Origin of the sequence: Sulfitobacter sp. HI0027, assembly GCF_001634775.1 — a bacterium.
In the GTDB taxonomy this organism is placed as follows: Bacteria; Pseudomonadota; Alphaproteobacteria; order Rhodobacterales; family Rhodobacteraceae; genus Sulfitobacter.
The window spans coordinates 16,512-40,628 of record NZ_LWER01000328.1; the positions used below are offsets into that span (position 1 = coordinate 16,512).

26 protein-coding genes and 1 riboswitch are annotated in these 24,117 nt (G+C 64.1%); of the genes, 3 read left to right on the forward strand and 23 right to left on the reverse strand.

What is annotated here, in order from left to right; translation table 11 throughout:
* Positions 1–3: 3 nt before the first annotated feature.
* Genes cobF through cbiE form a run of 7 tightly spaced genes read right to left on the reverse strand, consistent with a single transcriptional unit; the run spans position 4 to position 5,430 of the window.
* Entirely contained in the window at positions 4–753 is a 750-nt protein-coding gene (cobF, locus tag A3722_RS16105) for a precorrin-6A synthase (deacetylating) (RefSeq protein WP_067916297.1), read from the reverse strand.
* Positions 750–1,052 (reverse strand): DUF1636 domain-containing protein, encoded by a 303-nt coding sequence (locus A3722_RS16110; RefSeq protein WP_067626900.1) that lies wholly within the window; start codon positions 1,050–1,052, stop codon positions 750–752. Before A3722_RS16110 ends, cobF begins: the two co-directional genes overlap by 4 nt.
* Entirely contained in the window at positions 1,049–1,774 is a 726-nt protein-coding gene (gene cobA, locus A3722_RS16115; RefSeq protein ID WP_067626902.1) for a uroporphyrinogen-III C-methyltransferase, read from the reverse strand. The genes A3722_RS16110 and cobA overlap by 4 nt, the downstream gene beginning before the upstream one ends.
* A complete protein-coding gene (locus tag A3722_RS16120; RefSeq protein ID WP_067626904.1) occupies positions 1,774–3,096 on the reverse strand; it encodes a cobyrinate a,c-diamide synthase in 1,323 nt (440 codons plus the stop codon). Before A3722_RS16120 ends, cobA begins: the two co-directional genes overlap by 1 nt.
* Positions 3,093–3,878, reverse strand: a complete 786-nt coding sequence (cobM, locus tag A3722_RS16125; RefSeq protein WP_067626906.1) for a precorrin-4 C(11)-methyltransferase — start codon at positions 3,876–3,878, stop codon at positions 3,093–3,095. Before cobM ends, A3722_RS16120 begins: the two co-directional genes overlap by 4 nt.
* On the reverse strand, positions 3,875–4,252 hold the full coding sequence (locus A3722_RS16130; RefSeq protein WP_007118245.1) for a cobalamin biosynthesis protein: 378 nt from the start codon (positions 4,250–4,252) through the stop codon (positions 3,875–3,877). Before A3722_RS16130 ends, cobM begins: the two co-directional genes overlap by 4 nt.
* Entirely contained in the window at positions 4,249–5,430 is a 1,182-nt protein-coding gene (gene cbiE / locus A3722_RS16135) for a precorrin-6y C5,15-methyltransferase (decarboxylating) subunit CbiE (RefSeq protein ID WP_067627140.1), read from the reverse strand. Before cbiE ends, A3722_RS16130 begins: the two co-directional genes overlap by 4 nt.
* Between cbiE and A3722_RS16140 the strand changes: the two genes are divergently transcribed.
* Positions 5,429–6,178 (forward strand): cobalt-precorrin-6A reductase, encoded by a 750-nt coding sequence (locus tag A3722_RS16140; protein WP_067627150.1) that lies wholly within the window; start codon positions 5,429–5,431, stop codon positions 6,176–6,178. The two genes, cbiE and A3722_RS16140, sit on opposite strands and share 2 nt — an antisense overlap.
* On the opposite strand, the gene cobJ is transcribed toward A3722_RS16140, so the two are convergent.
* The 10 genes from cobJ to A3722_RS23540 form a co-directional block, all read right to left on the reverse strand.
* Positions 6,154–6,888, reverse strand: coding sequence for a precorrin-3B C(17)-methyltransferase (cobJ, locus tag A3722_RS16145; protein ID WP_067627141.1), 735 nt, complete (start codon positions 6,886–6,888; stop codon positions 6,154–6,156). The two genes, A3722_RS16140 and cobJ, sit on opposite strands and share 25 nt — an antisense overlap.
* A complete protein-coding gene (locus tag A3722_RS16150; protein WP_067627149.1) occupies positions 6,885–7,616 on the reverse strand; it encodes a precorrin-2 C(20)-methyltransferase in 732 nt (243 codons plus the stop codon). The genes cobJ and A3722_RS16150 overlap by 4 nt, the downstream gene beginning before the upstream one ends.
* 2 nt (positions 7,617–7,618) lie before the next feature.
* Positions 7,619–8,248, reverse strand: a complete 630-nt coding sequence (locus A3722_RS16155; RefSeq protein ID WP_067627143.1) for a precorrin-8X methylmutase — start codon at positions 8,246–8,248, stop codon at positions 7,619–7,621.
* On the reverse strand, positions 8,238–9,386 hold the full coding sequence (gene cobG / locus A3722_RS16160; RefSeq protein ID WP_236627456.1) for a precorrin-3B synthase: 1,149 nt from the start codon (positions 9,384–9,386) through the stop codon (positions 8,238–8,240). The genes A3722_RS16155 and cobG overlap by 11 nt, the downstream gene beginning before the upstream one ends.
* Positions 9,383–12,625: a cobaltochelatase subunit CobN gene (gene cobN / locus A3722_RS16165; protein ID WP_067627147.1), complete on the reverse strand. Its 3,243-nt coding sequence runs from the start codon at positions 12,623–12,625 to the stop codon at positions 9,383–9,385. The genes cobG and cobN overlap by 4 nt, the downstream gene beginning before the upstream one ends.
* A gap of 6 nt (positions 12,626–12,631) precedes the next feature.
* Positions 12,632–13,666 carry a cobalamin biosynthesis protein CobW gene (gene cobW / locus A3722_RS16170; protein ID WP_067916299.1) on the reverse strand — a complete coding sequence of 345 codons (1,035 nt, stop codon included), beginning with the start codon at positions 13,664–13,666 and terminating at the stop codon, positions 12,632–12,634.
* Complete coding sequence (locus A3722_RS16175) at positions 13,663–14,037, reverse strand: DUF1636 family protein (protein ID WP_067628930.1); 375 nt, start codon at positions 14,035–14,037, stop codon at positions 13,663–13,665. The genes cobW and A3722_RS16175 overlap by 4 nt, the downstream gene beginning before the upstream one ends.
* Positions 14,038–14,109: 72 nt before the next feature.
* Entirely contained in the window at positions 14,110–14,607 is a 498-nt protein-coding gene (locus tag A3722_RS16180; RefSeq protein WP_067628932.1) for a hypothetical protein, read from the reverse strand.
* An 11-nt stretch (positions 14,608–14,618) separates the two neighbouring features.
* Positions 14,619–15,302, reverse strand: a complete 684-nt coding sequence (locus A3722_RS16185; RefSeq protein WP_067628936.1) for a CbtA family protein — start codon at positions 15,300–15,302, stop codon at positions 14,619–14,621.
* Between the two features lie 215 nt (positions 15,303–15,517).
* Positions 15,518–15,688: a CbtB domain-containing protein gene (locus tag A3722_RS23540; protein WP_082849519.1), complete on the reverse strand. Its 171-nt coding sequence runs from the start codon at positions 15,686–15,688 to the stop codon at positions 15,518–15,520.
* Between the two features lie 34 nt (positions 15,689–15,722).
* Positions 15,723–15,939, reverse strand: a riboswitch (cobalamin riboswitch).
* Positions 15,940–16,115: 176 nt separating this feature from the next.
* Here A3722_RS23540 and A3722_RS16190 point away from each other — a divergent pair.
* On the forward strand, positions 16,116–17,126 hold the full coding sequence (locus tag A3722_RS16190; RefSeq protein WP_067628938.1) for a PAS domain-containing protein: 1,011 nt from the start codon (positions 16,116–16,118) through the stop codon (positions 17,124–17,126).
* Positions 17,127–17,129: 3 nt separating this feature from the next.
* On the opposite strand, the gene pncB is transcribed toward A3722_RS16190, so the two are convergent.
* Both pncB and pncA read right to left on the reverse strand, forming a co-directional pair.
* On the reverse strand, positions 17,130–18,422 hold the full coding sequence (gene pncB / locus A3722_RS16195; protein ID WP_067628940.1) for a nicotinate phosphoribosyltransferase: 1,293 nt from the start codon (positions 18,420–18,422) through the stop codon (positions 17,130–17,132).
* Between the two features lie 70 nt (positions 18,423–18,492).
* Positions 18,493–19,089, reverse strand: coding sequence for a bifunctional nicotinamidase/pyrazinamidase (gene pncA / locus A3722_RS16200; RefSeq protein ID WP_067628943.1), 597 nt, complete (start codon positions 19,087–19,089; stop codon positions 18,493–18,495).
* Positions 19,090–19,205: 116 nt separating this feature from the next.
* Between pncA and trhO the strand changes: the two genes are divergently transcribed.
* Positions 19,206–20,105, forward strand: a complete 900-nt coding sequence (trhO, locus tag A3722_RS16205) for an oxygen-dependent tRNA uridine(34) hydroxylase TrhO (protein WP_067916301.1) — start codon at positions 19,206–19,208, stop codon at positions 20,103–20,105.
* A gap of 6 nt (positions 20,106–20,111) precedes the next feature.
* On the opposite strand, the gene A3722_RS16210 is transcribed toward trhO, so the two are convergent.
* The 4 genes from A3722_RS16210 to A3722_RS16225 all read right to left on the reverse strand — a co-directional run.
* On the reverse strand, positions 20,112–21,440 hold the full coding sequence (locus A3722_RS16210) for an NAD(P)/FAD-dependent oxidoreductase (RefSeq protein ID WP_067626564.1): 1,329 nt from the start codon (positions 21,438–21,440) through the stop codon (positions 20,112–20,114).
* Positions 21,437–22,258 (reverse strand): ABC transporter permease, encoded by an 822-nt coding sequence (locus A3722_RS16215; protein WP_067626566.1) that lies wholly within the window; start codon positions 22,256–22,258, stop codon positions 21,437–21,439. The genes A3722_RS16210 and A3722_RS16215 overlap by 4 nt, the downstream gene beginning before the upstream one ends.
* A complete protein-coding gene (locus A3722_RS16220) occupies positions 22,255–23,130 on the reverse strand; it encodes an ABC transporter permease subunit (protein WP_067622297.1) in 876 nt (291 codons plus the stop codon). Before A3722_RS16220 ends, A3722_RS16215 begins: the two co-directional genes overlap by 4 nt.
* Positions 23,131–23,132: 2 nt before the next feature.
* Positions 23,133–24,117 (reverse strand): ABC transporter ATP-binding protein (locus A3722_RS16225; protein ID WP_067916303.1); only part of this gene is annotated, 985 nt, incomplete at its 5' end.

Consider the following 24,117-nt stretch of genomic DNA (forward strand, 5'->3'; position numbering starts at 1 on the left):
GCCTTAACTCCGCCGCAGCAGATAGATATCCATGATCCAGCCATGCGCCGCACGGGCCGCGGCACGCGTGGCGATGATATCTTCAGTCACCTCGGCCAGTGGGCCATGGCGGATGATCTCTTCAGTCATGCCGACATAGGCCCCCCACCAGATCTCCACACCCGCTGGGTCCAGCGTCTGAAAAGCGCAATCCCCATCAAGCATGATCACCAACGTATCGACCCCCTCGGGCCAGCCGTGATCGCGCAGCTGCCGCCCGGTTGTCACCATGAAGGGCGCACCGATTTCATTGAGCGGGATCGCATGAGACGCGGTCAGCCCTTGCAGGGAGGTGATGCCGGGGATCACGGTCATGCGGGGTGCAGGATCCAGCCGCGCGGCGATGCGCAACGTGCTGTCATAGAGCGACGGATCCCCCCAAACCAGCAGCGCCACCCGCCGCGCCGTTGGATGCTGCGCCATTGCCGCGCGCCAGGCATCCGCGATCGCGTCATGCCAGTGATCGACGCGGGCGCGATACTCCTCAATCGCGGGGTCACGCACGGGTAGGTCGAAGCCGACGATCTGCACCGCCTCATTGGTCAGCACCTCGTCGCAGATACTGCGCCGGAGACCTGCCAAATCGTCCTTGCCCGCGCCCTTTTGCGGGATCAGGATCAGGTCTTGCGCGTTCATCGCCCGGATCGCTTGCAGCGTCAGATGCTCAGGGTTGCCGGTGCCGATGCCGATCAATGTCAGTTCCAGATCAGTCATCCCGGTATCCTCGCGATCGCCTTCAAACGCAGCCCGCCGAGCACCCGCGCGTCGGAGAATTTCCCATCAGAAGAGGCGGCATAGAGCGTCACGAAACGGCGCAGATCATCCATGTCCGCTTCCGTGATCTCTCCGAACAGATAGGCCACCTTGCCCGGCGCGCGAAAGGCAACCGTCTGCGCCCGGGTGCAACCTGACATACAGTCGATGCCCTCGATCTCCACATCAGGCAATCCGGCGCGCACCACGTCCAGAAAACCACCATCGGCGGTGCAGGAGGTGCAGACGAAAGCCTTCACGCCTCGAACTCGGCCAAAGGCCCGTAAAAGATCAGCGCGGGCGTGGTGCTGCTGGCAGTCTCCAGATGGCGCGCCAGAGTTTCGATGGTAAAGCGCTGCACCTTCTCCGCCGGAGTCGAAACCGCCTCGGCCAGCAGCGCGGGCGTGGTGCCGGGCAACCCGTGTTCGATCAGCCGCGCGGCAAGCCCGGCAAAGGTGCGTTTGCCCATATAGACCACGGTGGTCGCCATCGGATCGGCCAAGGCGGCCATGTTCACATCACTCGGCAGTTCGCCAGTCACATCTGCGCCGGTAATGAATTGCACCCGCCGCGCCGTCATGCGGCGGGTCAGCGGGATGCCTGCGGTCGCGGCGGCGGCGGAGGCGGCGGTCACGCCCGGCACGATCTCGAAAGGAATATCCGCTGCCCGCAGCGCGATGATTTCTTCTTCCAGCCGCCCGAACATGCCGCTGTCACCGGACTTCAACCGTACAACGTTCAACCCGGCCCGTGCATGATCGACCAAGACCCGGCTCACATGGTCTTGCTTGGGCGAGGCGCGCCCGGCCCGTTTGCCCACGCCAATGAGGTCCGCATCGGGCCGCGCGTGCTCCAAGATCGGGCCTGCGCTCAAATCATCAAACAGCACCACATCAGCCGCTTGCAACCGCGCCACGGCCTTGACGGTCAGCAGGTCCGGATCGCCCGGCCCGGAGGAAACGAAGGAAACGAAGCCCCCCATCACAGCGCCGCAATCATGTGAAAGAACGTCCCCGTGGCGCGCCCGCCGCCCGCGAACTCACGCACCGAACCAGTCTCGGGCACCTCAAGGTCATTGGCATCGGTGATCCGGGCCAACGGCGCGTCGGGTTCTGCAAGGATCGTGGCATAGTGGAACTCATGGCCCCGCAACTCCGCCCGTGCGGAATGGCCGGGGATCGGCGCGTTAAGATCGGCCTGACGGTAACCCAGATGCATCTTGCGCTTGGCGAAAGAGGTCTCCAACCCCAGAAGCCCTGCCATCTCGTGCCGCGCCCCTTCTTTGTCGATGATACCTGCACCCATCGCCATATAGCCCCCGCATTCGCCGTGCACGGGGCGGGTTTCGGCAAAATCGCGCAGCCCTTTGCGAAAATGCGCAGCGGCGGCGAGTTTGCCTGCGTGGAGTTCAGGGTAGCCGCCCGGCAGCCAGCAGCAGTCGGCGCTGTCGTCGGGGGCTTCATCCGCCAGCGGGGAGAAGGGCAAAATCTCTGCCCCCGCCGCGCGCCAACCGGCCAGCAGATGCGGATAGACGAAGGCAAAAGCGTTGTCCTGCGCCAGCGCAATGCGCTGTCCGGGCGGGGTGATCTGTGCGGGCGCGGGCGGGTTCTGCAAGGTGCCCCGCGCGGCGGCCCGAAGCGCCGGGATATCGACATGGGCCGCGACGAAGGCTGCCGCCTGCCCCAGCAGATCGGGCAGGTTTTCCTGCTCTCCCGCCTGCACCAGCCCGAGGTGACGCTCGGGCATTTCGATCTCAACCCGGCGCGGCAGAGCACCGAAAACCTTGATCCCAACAGCCTCCATCCCCGCGCGCACCAGCGTCTCATGCCGGGGGGAGGCGACGCGGTTCAGCACCACGCCCGCCAATTCCACATCGGGCCGCATTTCACGAAAGCCGAGCGCCGTGGCCGCCACCGATTGCGCCGCACCCGACACGTCGAGCACCAGCACCACCGGCCAGCCCATCAGCGCCGCGACATCCGCGCTCGCCCCATTGCCACAGGCACCCGGTTTGGCCACACCGTCAAACAGCCCCATCGACCCTTCGCCAAGGATCAATTCAGCGCCATCGGCATTGCCGACCAGCCCTTCGATCCGGGCGCGGTCCATCGACCAACTGTCGAGGTTGAAAGACGCCCGACCCGAGGCCGCCGTGTGAAAGGCCGGATCGATGTAGTCCGGTCCGCTCTTGAACGGCTGCACCGCGACACCTTCGGCACGCAGCGCGGCCAGCAGACCGAGCATCAAGGTCGTCTTGCCCGTGCCGGAAGCGGGGGCGGAAATCAGTAGGCCGGGGGGGATCATGAAGAGGTCTCCGGGAAACGCGGCTCGGTCCCGACGGGGCGGAAGCGACGGTCATAGTCAGCGGCGTAAAGGCGGCTTTCGCCGAAATCCTCAGCGCCAAGGGCATGGCCCACGAGGATCAGCGCCGTGCGGGCCATCTCCTCGCCCACTTCGGTGCGCAGGGTCGAAAGCGTCGCCTTGACGATGCGTTGATCGGGCCAGCTTGCGCGCCAGACCACGGCGACCGGGCAATCGGCCCCGTAATGCGGGGTCAGGTCTTCGACGACCTTATCGAGCACATGCACTGACAGGTGGATAGCCAGTGTTGCCCCGGTGCGGGCGAAATTGGCCAGCGTCTCGCCCTCGGGCATCGCGGTGGCGCGGCCCGAGGTGCGGGTGAGGATGACCGATTGCGCCACGCCTGGCAGGGTCAGTTCGGCCCCTAATTCGGCGGCAGCCGCAGCAAAGGACGGCACCCCCGGCGTCACGTCATAGGCGATGCCCATCTCGCGCAACCGGCGCAGCTGTTCGCCCATCGCCGACCAGACCGACAGATCACCGGAATGCAATCGCGCCACATCATGTCCTGCGGCATCGGCGGCGGCGATCTCTTCCATGATATCGTCCAGCGACAGCCGCGCGGTGTTGACGATCCGCGCGCCTTCGGGGCAGTGGCTCAGCAGCGCTTCGGGCACCAGCGATCCGGCGTAAAGGCAGACCGGGCAGGCCGCGATCAGGTCGCGTCCGCGCAGGGTGATAAGATCCGCCGCCCCCGGCCCCGCTCCGATAAAATGTACAGTCACGGTGTTTTTCCTTTCGTCTCGGCAATCGCCGCTGTGGCCATGGCATCGCCTGAAACGACGCGCTCGGCAACCAATACGGCTCCCGGTCCGGCGGCGGCCAATGCGGCGGCTTCCGAGAGTGACCCGGTGCCGAAGCGGTCTTCGATCCGGGCCGATTGCGTGGGGGTTATCATGCGGGCCAAATCCTCGGTGGTGATGCCCAGCCCCGGCACGCCGAGTTCTTGGGCAAAGTCGCGAAACACGGTCGCGCGCGCCTTTGCCGCCTCGGTCACCAGCGCGTCAATCTTAAGGCCGTCGGGGTTTGCCCGTGCCAGCGCATCGCGCAGCGAGGCGACGCTCGCCGCGCCCCGAAATCCGATCCCGGCCATTCTCATAGTATCACGCTCCATTGTACTACGGGCCGCAGGGGCTGCCAGCCGCGCATCGTGCCAAGCGGGGCGGCCTGCGCCAGTTCGATCCGCAAAAGACTGCCCCCATGCGCCGCGTGAAGCTGCGCCAAAAGCGCTTCGGTTTCCAGGGTCACCCCATTGGCGACCAGCCGCGTGCCTGCTGGTAACGCAGGCAGCAGGGCATCGTAAAGCGCCGCGTTGCCGCCGCCGCCGACGAAAACAACTTCAGGCAAGGGATGCCCCACCCACACCTCCGGCGCCCGGCCATGGGCGGCCTGCATCCGGGCGTTCAGGCCGAAATCTGCGATGTTGCGGGTGATGTTTTCCACCCGCGCCGCGTGCTGCTCAAAGGCGATGGCGCGACCACCGGCGAGGCAGAATTCGACCGAGACCGAGCCGCTGCCTGCGCCGATGTCCCACAGCAAGTCGCCTTGCCGGGGGGCGAGCGCCGACAGCGTCAGCGCCCGCACCGGCGCTTTGGTAATTTGCCCATCGCTGGCAAAGCTGTCATCCGGCAGGCCGGGCGCGCGCGGTAGGCCGATGCCGTCGGGCAGGTCCACCCCAACGGCCACGGGCGCCTGCACATCCGTCAGATCATACCCATCGGCCTGCACCGCGCGCAGCCGCGCGTCAGAGCCGCCAAGCCGTTCGGCCACATGCATCTGCGCCGTACCTGCGCCCTGTTCGCAGAGAAACCGCGCCAGTGCTGCAGGCGCATCCCCATCACGTAGCAGGCAAATCATCCGCCCCTTGGGACGCAACGCAGCGCGCAATTGCGCCAGCGGTGCCGCGTGTAGCCCGTGGCAAGTGACCTCCTCAAGCCGCCAGCCAAGCGCATTGGCCACCAGCGAGAATGTCGAGGGCGCGGGCAGGCTGCGCCATTCGCTCGGGTCCAGCGCACCGACGATGCTGCCGCCCGCGCCGAACCAGAAAGGATCGCCCGACACCAGCATCGCCACCCGCTTGCCGCGCTCGGCCAGCACCGGCTCGACTGAGAAAGGCACCGGCCAAGCCCGCCCGCGCGTGCCTGCGCTTGCCCGTTCCAAGTGACGCGGTCCGCCAAAGATCACCTCGGCCTCCGCCAGCGCCGCACGGCTTGCCGGGGGCAAGGCATCCGCGCTATCGTCGGGCATTCCGATGATGCTGAGCCAAGGGTCACCCATTATGCGCGTCCTTCTTTTGGGTGGCACCACCGAAGCCAGCGCCCTGGCGCGCGCCTTGGTCAAAGCCGAGATCGACGCGGTGTTTTCCTATGCCGGACGCACCGACAGCCCCGTGGCCCAGCCCCTGCCCACCCGCGTCGGCGGGTTTGGCGGCGTGGCCGGGCTGGTGGCCTACCTCAAGGCCGAGGCGATCACACATGTCGTCGACGCCACCCATCCCTTTGCCGCAGGGATGAGCAACAATGCCTTTGTCGCCTGCGCCCGACAAGACCTGCCGCTGGTGCGGTTCGAGCGCCCCCCGTGGGAGCCGCAGGAGGGCGACGATTGGACCTTTGTACCCGACATCACCGATCTGCCCGCCGCCCTGCCCGACAGCCCGGCGCGGGTATTTCTGGCCATCGGCAAGCAGCAACTGGCGCTTTTTGCCGCGAAACCGCAGCACCGCTACCTGCTGCGCCTCGTCGATCCGCCGTGCGACCCGCTGCCGCTGCCACGGGCAACGGTCGTGCTGGCCCGCGGGCCGTTCGACGTGGCGGGCGACACCGCGCTGATGCAGACCCATGCGATCACCCATGTGGTCGCCAAGAACGCCGGTGGCTCCGGCGCGCGGGCCAAGCTGGATGCCGCCCGCGCGCTTGGCCTGCCGGTGATTTTGGCCGACCGGCCCGTCCTGCCGGGCGAGGTGGCCGCCAATGATGTGACCGAGGTGATGCATTGGCTACATCATACCGCGCTGCGCGGCGTATAGACATAGCGCCCAACCCGGCGCGTCGCTGAATTGCCGACGATTACCACGGTGCGCATATCCGCCATTTCCGGTGTGGCCTCGCCCAATGTGACGGTGTTGAACGCCTCGTCGGGTGTGGTAACGGCGCGAGCAAAGGTGATCAGCCGATCCGGCCCGCATTCGGCGCGCAGAATGTCCAGCGCTTCGGCAAACTGATGGGGCCGCGACTTGCTGCGTGGGTTGTAGAAGGCCATGGCGAAATCCGCCCGCGCGGCCATCCGCAGACGGTGCTCGACCATCGTCCAAGGCTTAAGATTATCACTGAGGTTGATCGCACAGAAATCATGACCCAAGGGCGCACCGAGCCGCGCTGCCGCCGCCAGCATTGCTGTAATGCCGGGAAGCACGCGGATGTCGACACTCTCAAACGCCGGGTCACGCTCCACCGCCTCGAACACCGCCGAGGCCATGGCGAAAACGCCCGGATCACCCGAAGACACCACCACCACCCGCGCGCCTGCTTGCGCCAATTGCAGCGCATGGGTCGCGCGGTCCAGCTCCACCCGGTTGTCCGTGGGATGCAGCGTCAGCCCTTCGCGCGGGGCGACGCGGGCGACGTAAGGGATATAGCCGATAACGTCAGTGGCCTGCGCCAGCGCCTCAGTCACCTCTGGCGTCACAAGCGCGTCGTCACCGGGGCCGAGGCCCGCGATATGGAGAATGCCGCTCATGCCTCCGCCTCCGGCCTGCGGCCTTGGCCATGGACCAAGACGATCGCGAAATAGGGGCAATCGTCGTCGGCCACTTCGGAGAGTTTCGCCACCCGCTGATCGGGCATGGTGCCACGCTCCACCAGCCATGCGTTGTCCAGCTTGCCCGCCGCCGCGAGTGCTCGGCGCACAGTTGGCAGGTTGCGGCCCGTCTTCATCACCACCAGCGCATCGGCGCGTTTCATATGCTCAGTCAATTCGGCCTCAGGCAAAGTGCCCATCAGCACAGTCATCACGTCATCACCCCAAGTGAAGGGCGTATCCAGCGCGTTCCAGCAGCCCACCATACCGGGGATCGCGGGCAGCACCTCAACCTCGGCGCGGCCCTGAAGCCGCGTGTGCAGATGCATGAAGGAGCCGTAGAAGAAGGGATCGCCCTCACACAGCACGACCACTTCGTGATCCTGCGCCAGTGCTTCGAGCCGGTCCGCCCATTCCTCGTAAAAGGTGACCATCTGGGCGCGATACTCGGGCGAATCGAACCGCAGCTCCGTGGTCACGGGATATTCCATCGCATATTCCACCACGTCATCGCGCAACATCCCCTCAACGATCCGCCGCGCCTGTCCGGCGCGGCCTTTCTTGCGGAAATACGCCAGATGCCGCGCGCCGCGAATGGCACGGTCGGATTTCACGCTCATCAGTTCCGGATCGCCGGGGCCGAGGCCCGCGCAGATAACCTTGCCCATCTTCATTCCACCCTGCTTGCCAGCGCGTTCACCGCCGCCACGGTGATCGCCGAGCCGCCCAAACGCCCCGGCACGATCATCGAGGGCACTGGCAGATCCTGCATCAGCGCCTCTTTTGATTCCGCCGCGCCGATGAAGCCCACCGGGCAGCCGATGATTGCCGCCGGGCGCGGGCAGTCGGGGTCTTCTAGCATGTTGAGCAGGTGAAACAGCGCCGTCGGCGCATTGCCGATGGCCACCACCGCGCCTTGCAGATGCGGCCGCCACAGTTCCAGCGCGGCGGCGGAGCGGGTGTTGCTCATCTCGGCGGCCAAATCCGGCACTGAGGGGTCGCGCAGGGTGCAGATCACCTCATTCTCGCGTGGCAGGCGTTTGCGGGTGATGCCTTCGCTGACCATGTAGGCGTCGCAGAGGATCGGCGCGCCGTCCTCCAGCGCCGCCCGCGCGGCCACGGCCATGCCTTCGGAAAAGCGGATGTGTTCCTCCAGCCCGACCATGCCCGCGGCGTGGATCATGCGCACGGCGACGATCTCTTCTTCGGGGGTGAAACGCGCTAGCGCCGCCTCGGCACGGATGGTGGCAAAGGACTGGCGGTAAATCTCGGCACCGTCGGTGATATAGCTATGGGGCATCGGCGGACTTTCTAAGGTAAGAGGCGATGGCGGCGGGGGACAGCCCGCGCAGGTCAGGTGGGGCATCGGCGCGACCCTCTTGGATGAGGTCATAGCGCGCTGGCGCGGTGGCGGTCAGGGTGATGTCTGTGGCACGCGGCGCGGCGCAGCCCTTGGCGCAGCCCGAGACATGCAGGCGTTGCCCCTTTGGCACCTCGGCAGCAAGGCGCCGCGCCAGCCCGCGCGTCTCGCCCCGGCCCTGTGCGCAACCGGGCGCGCCGATACAGGCGACAACGCGCAAGAGCGGGTCGGCGGCATCGGTGATAAGGCTAGGCAAGTCGGGGAGTTCGGTGGCACCTTCGATCAGCACCATCCGCCAAGGGGTCAGGCGCAGAGGGCCGAGGTTGGCAAGGGCAGTGAGCGTTTCTGCGTCGATCTGACCAAAGGCGCAGGCGATCAGCGCCCCTGCAGGAAAGAGGCCGAGCGTCGGAGTGCTGAGCCCGCTTTGCCGGGGATGGTCGAAACCCGCCGGCAGGGTCACCCCTGCATCCAAAGCGCGCGCAGCGCGGGTGGCCCCCTGCGCGCGAACCCATGCGGCCAACGCGATGGCCTCGGCCACGGCGGTATCGCGGGAAACCGGTTTACCCAATGCCGCCCCCTCAGCACAAAGCAAAAGCTGCCCCTCCGCCGAGCGCTCAAAGCGAATGTCGGCGGGGTCTGCCTGCAACACCGGTTGCGCTCCGGCATCGACCGCATAGCCGAATTTGCTGGAGACATCGGGCAGCGCGTGGCTCTGCGCGGCGGCGGTCAACTGCTGGGTCAGATGATCCGTATCATCACCTGCCTGCCAGAAGGGCGTCACCATGAGGTTTCGCCGTCGCTCGGTGTGCTCGTCAGCGTCGATCAGCGCCAGCCCACGAAGCGCGTCAATCAGCCCCTCATGCCGTGCGGGATCAATCCCGCGCAGTTGCAGATTGCCCCGGTTCGACAGGTCAAGCATCCCGTTGCCATAACGCAGCGCCAGCTCTGCCACGCCCCGCGCTTGAGCCGGGGTCAACCGCCCCTGCGGCACCCGGAGGCGGACCACCAGCCCATCGCCCGACAGCATTGGCCGCAGCGCGCCGGGGCACCAGCCCTTGATGACGGGTGCAACGCTCACTCCACCCCGTCCAAGTTGGCCGAAATCGAATTGCGGCGCGTCACCCAAAGGCCAGCGTCCCGAAGGGCCGCAAAACGGTCGTGCATGGCCTGCAAAGCGGCGGGGTTCTCGGCCTCCATAAAGGCCACAAGATCGTCGCGGCCCAGCGTGGCGTCGAAATAGAGATCAAAGAGATGCGCGGGCACCTCGCGCGTCAAATGCGCAAAGGCGGCAAGGTTGTCGAGCGTCGCCGCCACCTCTGCCGCGCCGCGAAAACCGTGGCGCATCATGCCGCTGGCCCAGCCGGGATTGGCGGCACGGGCGCGCACGACACGGGCGATTTCCTCAGGCATGGACCGCGCGCGGGGGCTGCCTGCGCGGGTGTGATCAAGGTGGTACATCGCGGGCTTCTGCGCACCCAGATGCGCCATCGCGGCGGCAAAACCACCTTCGTGGCTGGCATAGTCCGAGGCGAGCAGGATATCGCTTTCGGCCAAGTCTTGCACATGGGCAAAGCCATCGGCGCGGTGCAACTGCGCCTCCAGCGCGGCGCGGTCCTGATGCGCCTCGCCTTGGGCGTTGATTGCCCACTCTGATCCGCTCAGCCACGCCTCCCCCGCCGCCGCGCGGCCCGCGTCGGAATAGTCCTGTAACGCCGCTTCCATGTTCACGCCGTAAAGGCCCGGCTTGGGGCCAAAGACGCGCGGCGTGCGAGTGAGGTAGGGGTTCATGTCGGGCGCTTCTTCGCGCTCGGCCAATGCTGCGGCGCCTGCCTCGAAGATCTGTCCCAGCCCCGGAAACACATCCCGGAACAGGCCCGAGATGCGCAGCGTCACGTCAATGCGCGGACGGTCCAGCAGGGTCAGTGGCAGTACCTCAAAGCCCGACACCCGCTCGCTGCCTTCGTCCCATTTCGGCGCAAGACCGGCGAGATGCATGGCCATAGCGACCTCTTCGCCCGCCGTGCGCATGGTGGCCGACCCCCAAAGATCAATCACCAGCCCGCGCGGCCAGTCGCCGTTGTCTTGCAGATGCCGCCTGAGCAGTTCTTCGGCCAGTTTCACGCCCTGCGCATGGGCGGCCCGGCTGGGCACGCCGCGCGGATCGACGGCATAGAGGTTGCGCCCCGTGGGCAGCACATCCGAGCGCCCGCGATAGGGGGAGCCGGAAGGACCAGCAGTGACGCGCCGCCCCGAAAGCGCGGTCAGCAGCCCGTCCCATTCGCCCTCCCCCGCGCCAAAGATGTGGAGGCCATCGCCGTATTGGCTTTCCTTGATGTCGCAGACGAAGGCGTCAATTCGGGTCAGCGCCTCGGCCGAGGAACTGGCAGCATCGAGGCCAAGGTCATCTTCGACCCCCGCCGCCTGCGCCTCGGCGCGGATCGTGTCGACCAGCCGGTCGCGGCGCGCGGGGTCGAGCCCATCGGCGGTGGAATATTCATCCAGCAGCCGTTCCAGACGCAACAGCCCTTCGGGCGTTTCGCTGTCTTTCAACGGGGGTGGAAGATGGCCCAAGGTCACCGCGCCGATGCGCCGCTTGGCCTGTGCCGCTTCGCCCGGATCATTGACGATGAACGGATAGATCACCGGCAGATCGCCGGTCAGCGCCTCGGGCCAGCAGTCGTCCGACAGAGCCACAGCCTTGCCCGGCAGCCATTCCAGCGTGCCATGCGCGCCGATGTGCACCAACGCGTGGTGCCCCTGTGCGCGCAGCCAGAGGTAGAAGGCCACATAGGAATGACGCGGGGTGCGAGCGAGGTCGTGATAGCTGTCTTCGCGGTCTTGCAGATCGCCGCGTTCCGGTTGCAGCGCGACCAGCGCGTTGCCGCAGGTTTGCGCGGCGAAGTAGAACGCGCCATCTTGAACCAGCGGATCATCCTCAACCGCGCCCCATGCGTCGCGAAGGTCATCGCGCAGCGTCTGTGGCAGGCTGGCCAAGGCGGCGTGGTAGTCGGCAAGCGGCCACGAAATGCGCTGTTCGGTCAGGCTCCGGCCAAAACCGATCTGCGGCGTGACGCTATAGCCCTCGCCCGCCAGCCGCATCAGCATGTCTTCGACGCTGGCCAGCGCATCAAGGCCGACCGCGTGGGCCAGTAGATCGTCCCGCCCCGGATAGGTCGAGAGCACCAGCGCCAGCTTGCGCGTGGCCGCAGGGGTTTGCGCCAGCCGTTGCCAACCCAGCACGCGCTCTACGACCGCTGCGATGCGGGCATCTTCGGCGCGGTGGGCAAAGCGGGAATATTGCAGATCGGGGTCGCGTTTTTCGGGGCTTTTGAAACTGACGACGCCGGTAAAGATACGGCCATCCACTTCGGGCAGAACCACATGCATCGCCAGATCGGCGGGCGAGAGGCCGCGCTCGCTCTCGTCCCAATCACGCCGCCGCGCGGTGGAGAGGGCCACTTGGAAAACCGGGCATCCCGGCGCGTCGAGCGGGGAAGTGCCGTCATCCCCTCGCCCCGAGAAGGCGGTGGCGTTGACGATGGAAACGGGGTTCATCGCGGCGAGCGCGTCGCCCAAAAAGGCCCGCGCGGGATCGGATTTCAGCGATGGCACAAACAGCCCGATGGCATTCAGCCCTGCGGCACGCAACGCGCGGATCAGTGCATCGACGGGCGCGGTATCGGCGGCGAGAAGGTAGCTGCGGTAGAAGGTGACAGCGACGGTATCGCCTGCCGCATCGGCAAAGGTGACCACGCCCTGATCGGGGTCGTAATAGCCACAATCAGGCACCGTTTTGGCGCCCATCACCGGCCCGGCATAGAACCCCGCCGCCAGCGCCATCTGCGCAAGTGCGGCCTGCGCCGCCACTGGCCCGCCCGCGTCACAGAGATGCGCAAGACGGCGGAGCGTGGAAACCGGCAAAGTCGAATGCGCGTCGAGCCCCGGGTCTTCGCGCCCATCGGCAGGCAGCACGGCCAGCGCGATGTCATTGCGGCGGGCGAAATCTTGGACCTGCATGATGCCGTAGGGCCAATAGTTCTCGCCCCCGATGAGGCGGATCAGGATGCCCTTGGCGCCGGTCAACGTCTGTTCGATGTAGTTGTCGACCGACGCAGGGTGCCGCAGCGCCACAAGGTTGCACAGCCGCAGCGAGGGCAGCTTGCCCTCCTTACCGCCGCCGCGATGCCAGCCTGCCGCGAAAGCGCCAAGGTCACTGTCGGAAAACGACAGCACCACCAGATCGGCGGGCGTTTGGCCCGGATCATAGGGGGTGTCGGTATCCTCCAACCCGTGGCTTTCGCGAAAGACGACATGCATGCGCGGTTAGGCTCCCAATACGTCGCGGATTGCGGCGAGGTCGATGTCGTCATGTTCAGCGATGACAACCAGATGCCCCGCGCGCGGATCACCGCCCCAAGGGCGGTCGAACTGCTGGCGCACCCGCGCGCCCACGGCCTGCACCAACAGGCGCATCGGTTTGCCTTCGACCGCGACATAACCTTTGACGCGCAGAATGTTCTGCTCCCGCGCGAGCCGCTCGATCGAGGCGACCAGCGCGTTTACATCCGACACTTCCGGCATCGGGATCACTACGGTTTCGAAATCGTCATGCTCGTGATCGTCGTGGCCATCATGGTGCGAGGGACGCGCAGCGAGGTCGTCTTCGGCAGCGGCGTTGAGGCCCAGCACGACCTTGGGGTCGATTACGCCTTCGGTCATCTCGAGGATTGGGATCTCACGCGGGCTTTCGTCTTCGATCACCTTGCGTGCCTTGGCGAGCCCTTCTGGACCGGCCAGATCGGCCTTGGACATCAAGATGATATCGGCGCAGGAGATCTGATCTTCGAACACCTCTGACAGCGGGGTTTCGTGGTCAAGGCTGTCATCGGCCAGACGCTGCGCATCTACGGCGGCGACATCGGCGGCGAAGGTACCCGCGGCCACGGCCTCGGCATCGGCCAGCGCGATGACGCCGTCGACGGTGATTTTGGACCGGATCGCGGGCCAGTCGAATGCTTTCAGCAGCGGTTTCGGCAGGGCCAGCCCGGAGGTTTCGATCAGGATGTGGTCGGGGCGCGTGGGCAGGGCCATCAGCGCTTCGATGGTGGGGATGAAATCATCGGCCACGGTGCAACAGATACAGCCATTGGCCAGTTCGACGATGTTCTCGGCTGGGCAATCCTCGATGGCGCAGGATTTCAGGATGTCGCCATCCACACCCACGGTGCCGAACTCATTGACCAACACGGCAAGGCGGCGCCCGCCTGTATTGGTCATCAGGTGGCGGATCAACGTGGTCTTGCCCGCGCCGAGAAAACCGGTGATGACGGTAACGGGAATTTTGGCGAGATCGCTCATGAGGAAGGCTCCTGCGGCAGGGTCAAAGGGGGGATACGCGCAAGGCTCTGCTTGCGAAAGATAACCGGACGTTCGCGCCATGGCACCAGCCCGTCTTGGGTGGCGGCATAGGCGGCGGCTCCGGCAAGGATGTCGGCGGCGTCTTCCTTGGTCAGGCGGCCATAAACATAGGACCATTTGCCCGGCGCAGACAGCGCCACGGCGGCGCCCTGCGAACAGGCCGAAAGACATTGCACCGGCACGATGGTCACGCCCTCAGGCGCACCTGTGGCGTCAAGGGCGGCGTGAAGCTGCGCGCCGGGGCGCGGGGCGTCTTCCTCCAGCACCTCGCCTGCGCGGCAGGTCATGCAGACATGTAGGGTCGTGCTCATTGATCTGGTCCCATCGGGTTATGCGTGCCGGGTATGCGCTCCGGCCCGTTATGAAAAGGGGAAGCGGGGCGATTATTCAATTGTCAGCACCTCGCGCGCGGTAATCGGCGTACCGTTTACCGCCAAGGGGCGGTGATCATTGGCGTTAAGCGTGACCTCAACCGTGACCGCGCCCTTGGGCAGATCAGGCAGATGCAGCCATGGGCCATAAAGCCGCCCGATCTTGGTGCCGTTGACATAGACATGGGCGTGGCCCTCGCCCGGTTGGTTGTCGCCGCTGGCGTTCTGCGGCGCATAGGCGAAGCCTTCGGTCTCTACGAAAAGGTTATGGCCTGACATTGGGTCAGGCGTCACGCGGATCGCGAGGCTGGGGGCGTCTTCTGCGGCAAGTGTGATCGGTTGGCCGTGCATCCGCGCGTGATCCGCGCCGCCGTGGTCCATCCCGCCATGGGCGGCAGGGTCGCCATGGTCATGGCCGTCAAAGGTCACACCGTTGCTTGCGGCGATGGCAAAACCAATGCCACCGCCAAAGACCAATCCGATGGCGAATAGTGCCAGTGATCTGTCCATCTTGACCTCCCTCAGGCGCTGCGCGCGCCTTCACGTTGCCAAAAGAACCCGGCGAAGCTGCCCAGCAGCACCCAAGCGACCAAGCCGATGCCAAGTGCGCGGGCCGCGAACAGCGCGCCGATCTCGGTGGGCACCGGGCCGCTGAAATTATCGGGCTCAGGTGCGCCGACGACATGCGGGGCCATCAGCAACACCGCCGCCCCGATCCACGCGCCCCAGCCCTTGCCAAAGGCCAGCAGCCAGAGCGCCACCAGCGCCGCCCCCGCCGTGGCGAACCACCAGATCTGCCGTGCGGTGATGTCTGCAGCGGCCACACCGGGCACCTCCGGCGCAAGGCTGAACCCGGGTGCGAGGTGGAAAGCGACGAAACCCGCCACGCCCCAAAGGATGCCCCAGCGGCCATCAATCACCGCACCGCGCTCTTCGCCAAAGCTCATCGCGGTCAACAGGATCAGCGCATAGGCGGTATAGGTCAACATGGTGAAAATCAGGCTCAGCCCATCGCGTACGGCGTCGAAACCGGGCAGATCGGGGTGCGCTGATACGGCGTCCGCACCAAAATGCACCAGCGCGCCAGACTCATAAAGCTCGGCATGAAGCAGCACGGGCTGCACGAAATAGAGTTGTAGCAGGCCGGTCAGCAAACCGGCAGAGGCCCCTGCAAAGAGGGCGGAAGTCAGAAAACGTGAAAACATCGCAATGATCCTTGGATGCGAAATGATACTCAGCGCCGCGCCAAAAGCGGGCCGAGGACATTACCCAGCCTCAAGATGTGCCAAAGCCCTCCCGACGCAGCGAACGGCGGGCGCGGGCAAAACAGCGAAAGGCAGGCATTGATAGAAAGGCAGAATCACAGACAGCCGGACTGCGGCATGGCAGCCCGGACCCCTGTGATACCGAACACGGGCGCTTAGTGGCAGGGAAAGCCTGTCGCGTGGCGCACGTCATGGGCGGCATCATGCAGTGCTGCGGCCTGCACATGGCCGGTCAGCGCCATCAAAGCCACACCCAATACGGCGGCAAACAGCGCCGGCACGAGTTTGCTGCGCGTGGCACCGGCGGTCTTAATCATTGTCGTCATCTTCATTCTCCTTACCGTCACACCCGACGGCATTTAGCGTTTCATTTGCTTGGCAGGTCTCCTGGCTCGCGGGTCGTGGCCTTTGCCCGCCTTCCCCGTCCGAATGGACAAGTGGCACGAGGGGCATTGGCTCACCGCTTACAGTCGCGGGGGCGGCTTCGGCTTCGGGGTCTTGCGACCCCTTACTGAATTCCCTTTTCGGTCCCACACCAACAGGTGCTTCTCGGGACACCAAGCGTGTTCAATTACGCATTTTCGACCCGCGTTGACAAGCCGCATTTGGCCCCTCACCCCCACTGCCGCGCGAAACGCCACGAGGCATACCGTATCTAGTAGATAAACATTGCTTGAACCCAGTATGCGGGTTGACCCAGAAGCCACGCACGGGGCACATTACCGGCTAGTTTCGGACGAAGGGCGGCACTTTATGAACAATGATACGGTCTCCGCCAATCGGCCGGCTCTGAACGAAGACGTTCTTGGCAAGGTCGTGCGCTATGCCCGCTTGCCATTGTGCATCACCGACCCGACGCTGCCGGACAATCCGATTGTCTATGTCAACGAGGCTTTCACCGACCTTACCGGCTACCGCATGGAAGAGATCGTCGGTCAGAATTGCCGGTTTCTGCAAGGCCCGGACACGACACCCGAAAGCGTGGAGACGGTGCGCCAGATTCTCTTAGAACGCCGGGTTGATACGGTGGAGATCGTGAACTACCGCAAAGACGGCAGCCGCTTTCTGAATGCGCTGCAGCTTGGCCCGATCAATGATGAAGACGGCAAGCTGATCTATTTCTTCGGCTCTCAGCTTGATGTCTCTGAGCGTCGCCGGGTGGAGCGCGAACACCGCCAACTGGCAGACGATGAACTGCTGCACCGGCTGCGTAATATCGTTAATGTTATGACTGCCATGGTCCGCATTACCGCCCGAGAGGAGCCCACGCCCGGAGCCTTTGCCGACAAGGTCATTGAGCGCCTTTCCGCATTGGGTGCTGCGCATTTCGACACGATTGGCCGTAGTGATCAGCAAGAGGTGGATTTCGAGACGTTGATGGGGCCGATCATGCGGGCCTATACCTCAGCAACCGAAGAGCAGATCACCCTCTCTGGAGACAACCCGCTGATATCGCATCGGCTTGTCTCACCCCTGACGCTGGCCCTGCATGAGCTGGCGACAAACGCGGTGAAACATGGATCGCTCAGCACGGAGACGGGGCGGGTGTCGTTGGACATCGCGATCCTTCAAGCACCCGCCCGTCTGCGTTTCGTCTGGCAGGAAATCGGGGGGCCGAAGGTGACCAAATCCAACCGCGACAGCGGCTCGCGGATCATCCAATCGCTGACCCGCGCGGTCGGTGGCACGTTGCACTATGACTGGCAGCCCGACGGATTGATCGCCACGGCGGAATTTCCGATGACGGCCATTGGTCAGGACTGACCCTTAGACGATCACCTGCTGCGCGGTCTGTTCGCCCACACCGAAAACCCGTTTGTAGCGCGCGATTTCATCCGCCGGGCCCATCGCCTTGTTGGGGTTGTCCGAGAGTTTGACCGTGGGCCGCCCGTTGGCGCTGACCGCTTTGCAGACAAGGCTGAACGGCGCCAACGCATCGTTCGGCACCAATCTGCGGAAGTCATTGGTCAGCAAGGTGCCCCAGCCGAAGGAGACCTTGGCCTTGCCCGCGAACTGCGCGTGCAACTCCTTAATCTTGTCCACGTCGAGCCCGTCGCTAAAGATCACCCGCTTGGTCGTCGGATCCTCCCCCCGCGCACGCCACCAGTCGATGGCCGTCTGCGCCGCTGTGGCCGGATCACCGCTGTCGACGCGGATGCCGGTCCAGCCCGCTAGCCAGTCGGGCGCGTGGTCCAAAAAGCCTTTGGTGCCGTAGGTATCGGGCAGGATAATGCGCAGATTGCCTTCGTGTTCGTCATGCCAATCCGACAGCACGTCGTAAGGTGCGCGGGCAAGCTCGGCGTCATCATCGGCCAAGGCAGCATAGACCATCGGCAACTCATGCGCGTTCGTACCAATCGCCTCTAGCTCACGCATCATGGCAATGCGGCAGTTAGAGGTGCCGGTGAAAGCATTTCCCAGCCCCTCATGCATCGCCTGCACGCACCAGTCTTGCCAGAGGTACGAATGCCGCCGCCGGGTGCCAAAGTCCGCAATCGAGAGGTTATCCACCTCGCGCAGCGCCTCGATCTTTTCCCAGACGCGGGTCATTGCGCGGGCGTAAAGCACCTGAAGCTCGAACTTGCCCATAGGACCAAGTGCCGCGCGGCTGCGCAACTCCATCAGCACCGCCAGCGCGGGGATCTCCCACAGCATGACCTCGTGCCATTTGCCCTCAAAGGTCAGCTCATACTGATCGCCTTTCCGCTCCAAATGGTAGGGCGGCAGGCGCATGCCTTCGAACCACTCCATAAAATCCGGGCGGAACATCTGGCGCTTGCCGTAGAAGGTATTGCCGCGCAGCCATGTGCTCTCCCCCCGGCTGAGACTAAGCGAGCGGATGTGATCCAACTGCTCGCGCAGTTCGCCTTCGTCGATCAGTTTGGCCAGCGGAATATGGGTAGAGCGGTTGATCAGGCTAAAGGTGACCTGCGTGTCCGGCCTGTTGCGGAACACCGACTGGCACATCAGCAGCTTGTAGAAATCCGTGTCGATCAGCGACCGCACGATCGGGTCGATCTTCCACTTGTGGTTATAGACGCGGGTGGCGATGTCGACCATGGGAGGTTCCTTGTTGCTTGCACCCTTCATGCCAAGGGCGCGGACAGTTGAGCAAGCGGAAAGCGGCGGATCAGGCCAGCGTGACCCCGGCGGCGCGCATCCCTTCGCGGGACTTGGCAAGCGATCCGTCCAAATCTATCGCGCGGCACAGGTATTCGCGCACGTCGACCTTGAACCCCAGCTTTGCCGCGTCCACAGCCGAGAAGTTCACGCAGAAATCCAGCGCCAGCCCGACCATGGTCAGCCGTTCGATCCCGCGCGTGCGCAGGTACCCTTCAAGCCCCGTGGGGGTGCGGTGATCGTTCTCGAAAAACGCTGAATAGCTGTCGATGTCGGGGCTATAGCCCTTGCGGATGATCAGATCGGCGCGGTCGGCTTGCAGCTCGGGGTGGAACTGCGCGCCGATGCTGCCTTGGATGCAGTGATCGGGCCAGAGCACCTGCGGGCCGTAGGGCATGGTGACGATCTCGTAAGGCGTGTTGTTCTTATGCGAAGAGGCGAATGACGAATGCCCCGCCGGGTGCCAATCCTGCGTCAGAACAACCGCGTCAAACTCGGGCATCAGCGCATTGATGCCGCGCAGAATCTCATCGCCTTGGGGCACTTCCAGCGCGCCGCCGGGGCAGAAATCATTTTGGACGTCGATCACGATCAGGGCATGGGTCATGGGCAGTCTCCTCCGTTCAAAGGGGTAGGGCGTTCAAAGGGGTAGGGCTGCGGGTGGGTTAGGTCAATGGCACGCCCCGGATTGAGCTTTGCGCCCGAAGCGCTTATTTGACGCTCATGTATACCATTGCCGCCCTATATCACTTCACCCGTTTTGAGGATCCCGCAGCGCTCAAGCCTGCGCTGCTGGCGCTTTGCGAGGCGCAATCGGTCATGGGCACGCTGCTTCTAGCGCCCGAAGGGGTGAACGGCACCATCGCCGGACCCCGCGCCGGGATCGACGCGGTAATCGCCCATCTGCGCGCCCTGCCCGGCTGCGCCGATCTGGAGTGGAAAGAGGCGACGAGCGACAAGCCGCCTTTTGGCAAGATGAAGGTCCGCATCAAGCGTGAGATCGTCACCATGGGCCAGCCCGATGTCGATCCGCGCGCCAAGGTTGGGCACTACGTCGACTCCAAAGAGTGGAACGAGTTGATCCGCTCGCCCGATGTGGCGGTGATCGACACGCGCAACAATTACGAAGTGGCCATCGGCACCTTTGAAGGGGCGGTCGACCCGCAGACCGAAAGTTTCGGCGAATTCCCCGAATGGTGGGAGGCGAACAAAGACCGTTTCCACAACAAGAAGATCGCGATGTTCTGCACCGGCGGCATCCGTTGCGAGAAATCGACCAATTATCTGATCGGTCAGGGGGTTGAGGATGTCTTTCACCTTAAGGGCGGCATCCTGAAATACCTCGAAGAGGTGCCCGAACAGGAAAGCACGTGGGAAGGCGATTGTTTTGTCTTTGACAACCGCGTCAGCGTCGGCCACGGGCTGCGCGAGGGGCCGCATATGCTCTGCCACGGCTGCCGCCGTCCGATCCTGCCTGAAGACACGAGACATGCCGCTTATGAGGCTGGTGTATCCTGCCATCAGTGTGTGGACGAGACTTCTGATGCCGACAAAGAGCGGTTTCGCGAACGGCAGCGGCAAATCATGCTGGCGAAAGAGCGTGCAGCGTCGGAGCAGGATTGAGCGCCTTTAACGGTCCGACAGCGCAAACCCCGCATAGGCAAAAGGCATGACCGCCCGGCGAAAGCGGCCCAACTCGAACCGCGCAAGCGGGGCGCGCATGGGGGCGGGATAGGGCTGCTCTGGCGTTTTGCTCCGCACCAGATCAGCCAATAGCGCGCCGGAATAGCTGCCCATCGCCACGCCGTTCCCGTGGTAGCACAGCCCCGCGAACATCCCCGGCTGATCTGGCACTTCCCCCACAAAGGGCATCCGGTTGCGGGCGATACAGACCATGCCGGACCAGCCGTGCGGGGTCTCTACATTGCGCCACGCCGGGAACATAGCCTCGAAATCCGCGCGGGCACGGCGTAGGGCGCGCCTTTCGGAATTTGGGTTGGACATCAGACCGCCGCGCACACCGAACAACATGCGATTGTCAGGCATCAGCCGGAAGTAATGCAGCAGGTGGCGGCTGTCATAGCAGGCCTGTCGGCTGGTCCAGCCTTGGGCAGACAACTCTGCCTCGGTCATTGGGCGGGTCACGATCACGCTGGACTGCGTTGGCATGTAACGTGCGGCAAGCCACGGCGGCAGGTCTTCGGAGGAATAGCCGTTGGTGGCGATGATCACCCGCTCGGCGCGGATGCGCCCCTTGGGGGTGGTGACATCGAATGCACCGTCGCGCCGTGTCACGTTGAGGGCCAGGCTGTTGTGATAGACCGTGGCACCCGCCTCTTCGGCGGCCTGCGCTAGGGCGGTCACATATTTGCGGGGGTTGAGGCCAAATCCAATTGGCACGGTGATCGCACCTTCGAAGCCCGCGTTCAGCCCTTCGGCAGCAAGGTCGGTCTTTTCGGTCAGCCGTGCCGTGACACCGTAGTTCTCTGCGTAGTAATCCAGCTTGCCGCGCATCTCATCGAAATCGCGCGGGCGGTGGGCCAGTTGGGTTTCGCCTTGGGAATGACGATCTACGTCGACATCGCGGGTGGTGATGAAATCCTCTACCTGCCCTATCGCGGCCTTCTCGGTCTGCCGCCACGCAAGCCGCTCTTCCCGCCCGAATTTGCGATCGAGCGTGGCGTCATCCAACATCCCGCCGCCAAGACAACAAAAGCCCCCGTTGCGCCCAGAGGCGCCAAAGCCCACGCGCTCGGCCTCCAGCACCGTGGCCCCTACCCCGGCTTGCGCCAGATGCAGCGCCGCGTTGAGACCGGTGAACCCGCCGCCGATGATCACCACATCGGCGCGCTCTTCTCCCTCCTGCGCCGCACGATCCGGCGCGGCGCAGGTTTCATCCCACCAGCAGCCCGCGCGGGGTGCTTCGGAATAGGCGAAGGCCGGGTAGATGCGCCTCATGTGGCGGGCCGTTCCGCCGCACGTGCCTCCTCCTGCGCGCGTAGGCTGGAGCGTTTGCTGACCAACGACGCGGTGATGACCCCCACGGTGACAATGGCGATCATGATCGTCGACAGCGCGTTGATCTCAGGCGAGACCCCCAAACGCACGGCGCTGAAGATCTTGATCGGCAGCGTCGTCGCCGACGGCCCGGCGGTGAAGGAGGCGATCACCAGATCATCAAGGCTGAGCGTGAAGGCCAAAAGCCAGCCTGAGATCACCGCAGGCGCGATGATCGGCAGGGTGACCAGACGAAACGCCTCCCAAGGGGACGAACCCAGATCAAGCGCGGCCTCCTCCAACGAGCGGTCAAAAGACACCAGCCGCGAAGACACAACGACCGAGACGTAGCACATCGAAAAGGTCGTATGCGCCAGCACGATGGTCAGCACGCCGCGGTCCAGCCCGATGCCGATGAACAGCAAAAGCAGCGACAGTCCGGTGATCACCTCGGGCATCACCAGCGGCGCATAGATCATGCCCGAAAACAGCGTTCGCCCCAAAAATCGCCCGCCGCGCACCAGCACATAGGCGGCCATCGTGCCCAAGACTGTGGCGATCGACGACGAAATCACCGCAACCTTGATCGTGACCCAAGCGGCGTTCAAGAAGGCTTCGTTTTGCAGCAACTCGCTATACCAGCGGGTCGAAAAACCGGCCCAGACCGTCACCAGTTTCGAGGCGTTGAAGCTGTAGATCACCAGAATGATCATCGGCAGGTAAAGAAAGGCAAACCCCAGCGTCAGCGAGGTCACGTTGAACCATGTCATCCGCTTCATTGTTCGGCCTCCGCCTGTTTCTGCTGGTTGCGCTGGAAGAGGATGATCGGGATGATCAGGATCAGAAGCAAGATCACGGCAACCGCGCTCGCCACCGGCCAATCACGGTTGTTAAAGAACTCTTCCCAAAGCACCTTGCCGATCATCAGCGTGCCCGACCCGCCCAGTAGCGAGGGGATCACGAATTCGCCCAAAGCGGGGATGAAGACCAGAAAACTACCCGCCACGATGCCATTGCGCGACAGCGGAATCGTCACCAGCCAGAAGGCTTGCAGCCGCGAACAGCCCAAATCCTCAGCCGCCTCGTTTAGCGATTCATCCAGACGGTCCAGCGCAGCGTAAATCGGCAAGATCATGAACGGCAGATAGGTATAAACGATGCCGATATAGACTGCCGTATTGGTATTAAGGATCTGTAAAGGCTCTGCCGTTACACCCACCCACATCAGCAGTTGATTCAGCAGCCCTTCGTTGCTGAGAATGCCCATCCACGCATAGACGCGGATCAGGAAGGAGGTCCAGAAGGGCAAAATCACCAACATCATCAAAGTGGCGCGCCACTCTTCGGGGGCGCGGGCCATGCCGTAGGCGATGGGATAGCCGACCAACAGCGTAAAAATGGTCGAGACCACAGCGATGCGCAGCGAACTAAGGTAGGCTTTCCAATACAGATCGTCAGAGGCGAGAAAGGTGAAATTCTCGAAATCCAATTGGGCGATCAGCGCGCCGATGCCGTCCTTGATGGTCGGCGTATAGGGCGGGATCGCCAGCGCCGTGTCAGACAAGGAGATCTTAAAAACGATCAGGAAAGGCACCAGAAACAGCGCCAGCAGCCAGAAATAGGGGACCGCGATCAGGGCGAAGCGACGCATATTCATTGCGCCAACAAGACGCCTGCGGTGGCGCTCCATGAAATCCAAACTGGATCTTCCCAAGTGATATCGCGCCGCGCGATGCGGCGGGTGTTTGCCGTCTGCGCTTTAATCACCTGCCCCCCGGGCAGTTCGACGTGATAGGTGCTGAGGTTTCCCAGATACGCGATGTCGAGCACTTTGCCCTGTAGCGCATTGGGGGCATCCTCGGGCCGGTCGGTCGAGATACGAATTTTCTCGGGCCGGATCGCCAGATGGGCCTGCTGCCCCTCGCTGAACGGCACGGCAGAGGTCGCGGTCAGCGGCGGCTGCCCGTCGATCCAGTTCAGATGATATTGGTCTTGGCCAATGGCCTTGGTGCTGGCTTCGATGATATTCACGTCGCCGATGAAGTCGGCCACATAGACGGAATTCGGTGCCTCATAGATTTCAGCCGGGGTGGCCACCTGAATGACGCGCCCCTCGTCCATCACCGCCACGCGGGAGGCGACGGTCATCGCCTCTTCTTGGTCGTGGGTCACGATGACAAAAGTGGTTCCGGTGGATTCTTGAATATCCATCAGCTCGAACTGGGTGTCTTGGCGCAGCTTTTTATCGAGCGCGCCCAAGGGTTCATCCAAAAGCAAAAGCTTCGGCGCTTTTGCCAGCGACCGCGCCAGTGCAACGCGCTGCCGTTGGCCGCCGGAGATCTGATGCGGTTTGCGGCGGGCGAATTTCTCTAGCCGGGTGAGTTTCAGCATCTCGGCCACACGGGCCGCAATCGCGTCCTTGTCCATTTTGTCGCGGCGCAGACCAAAGGCGATGTTGTCCCAGATGCTGAGGTGCGGGAACAGCGCATAGGACTGGAACATCATGTTCACCGCCCGTTTGTTCGGCGGCACCGGGCCGATGTCTTGCCCGGCCAGTTCGATCTGCCCGGAGGTTGGGTTTTCAAACCCCGCCAGCATCCGCATCATCGTCGTCTTACCGCAGCCCGACGGGCCCAGC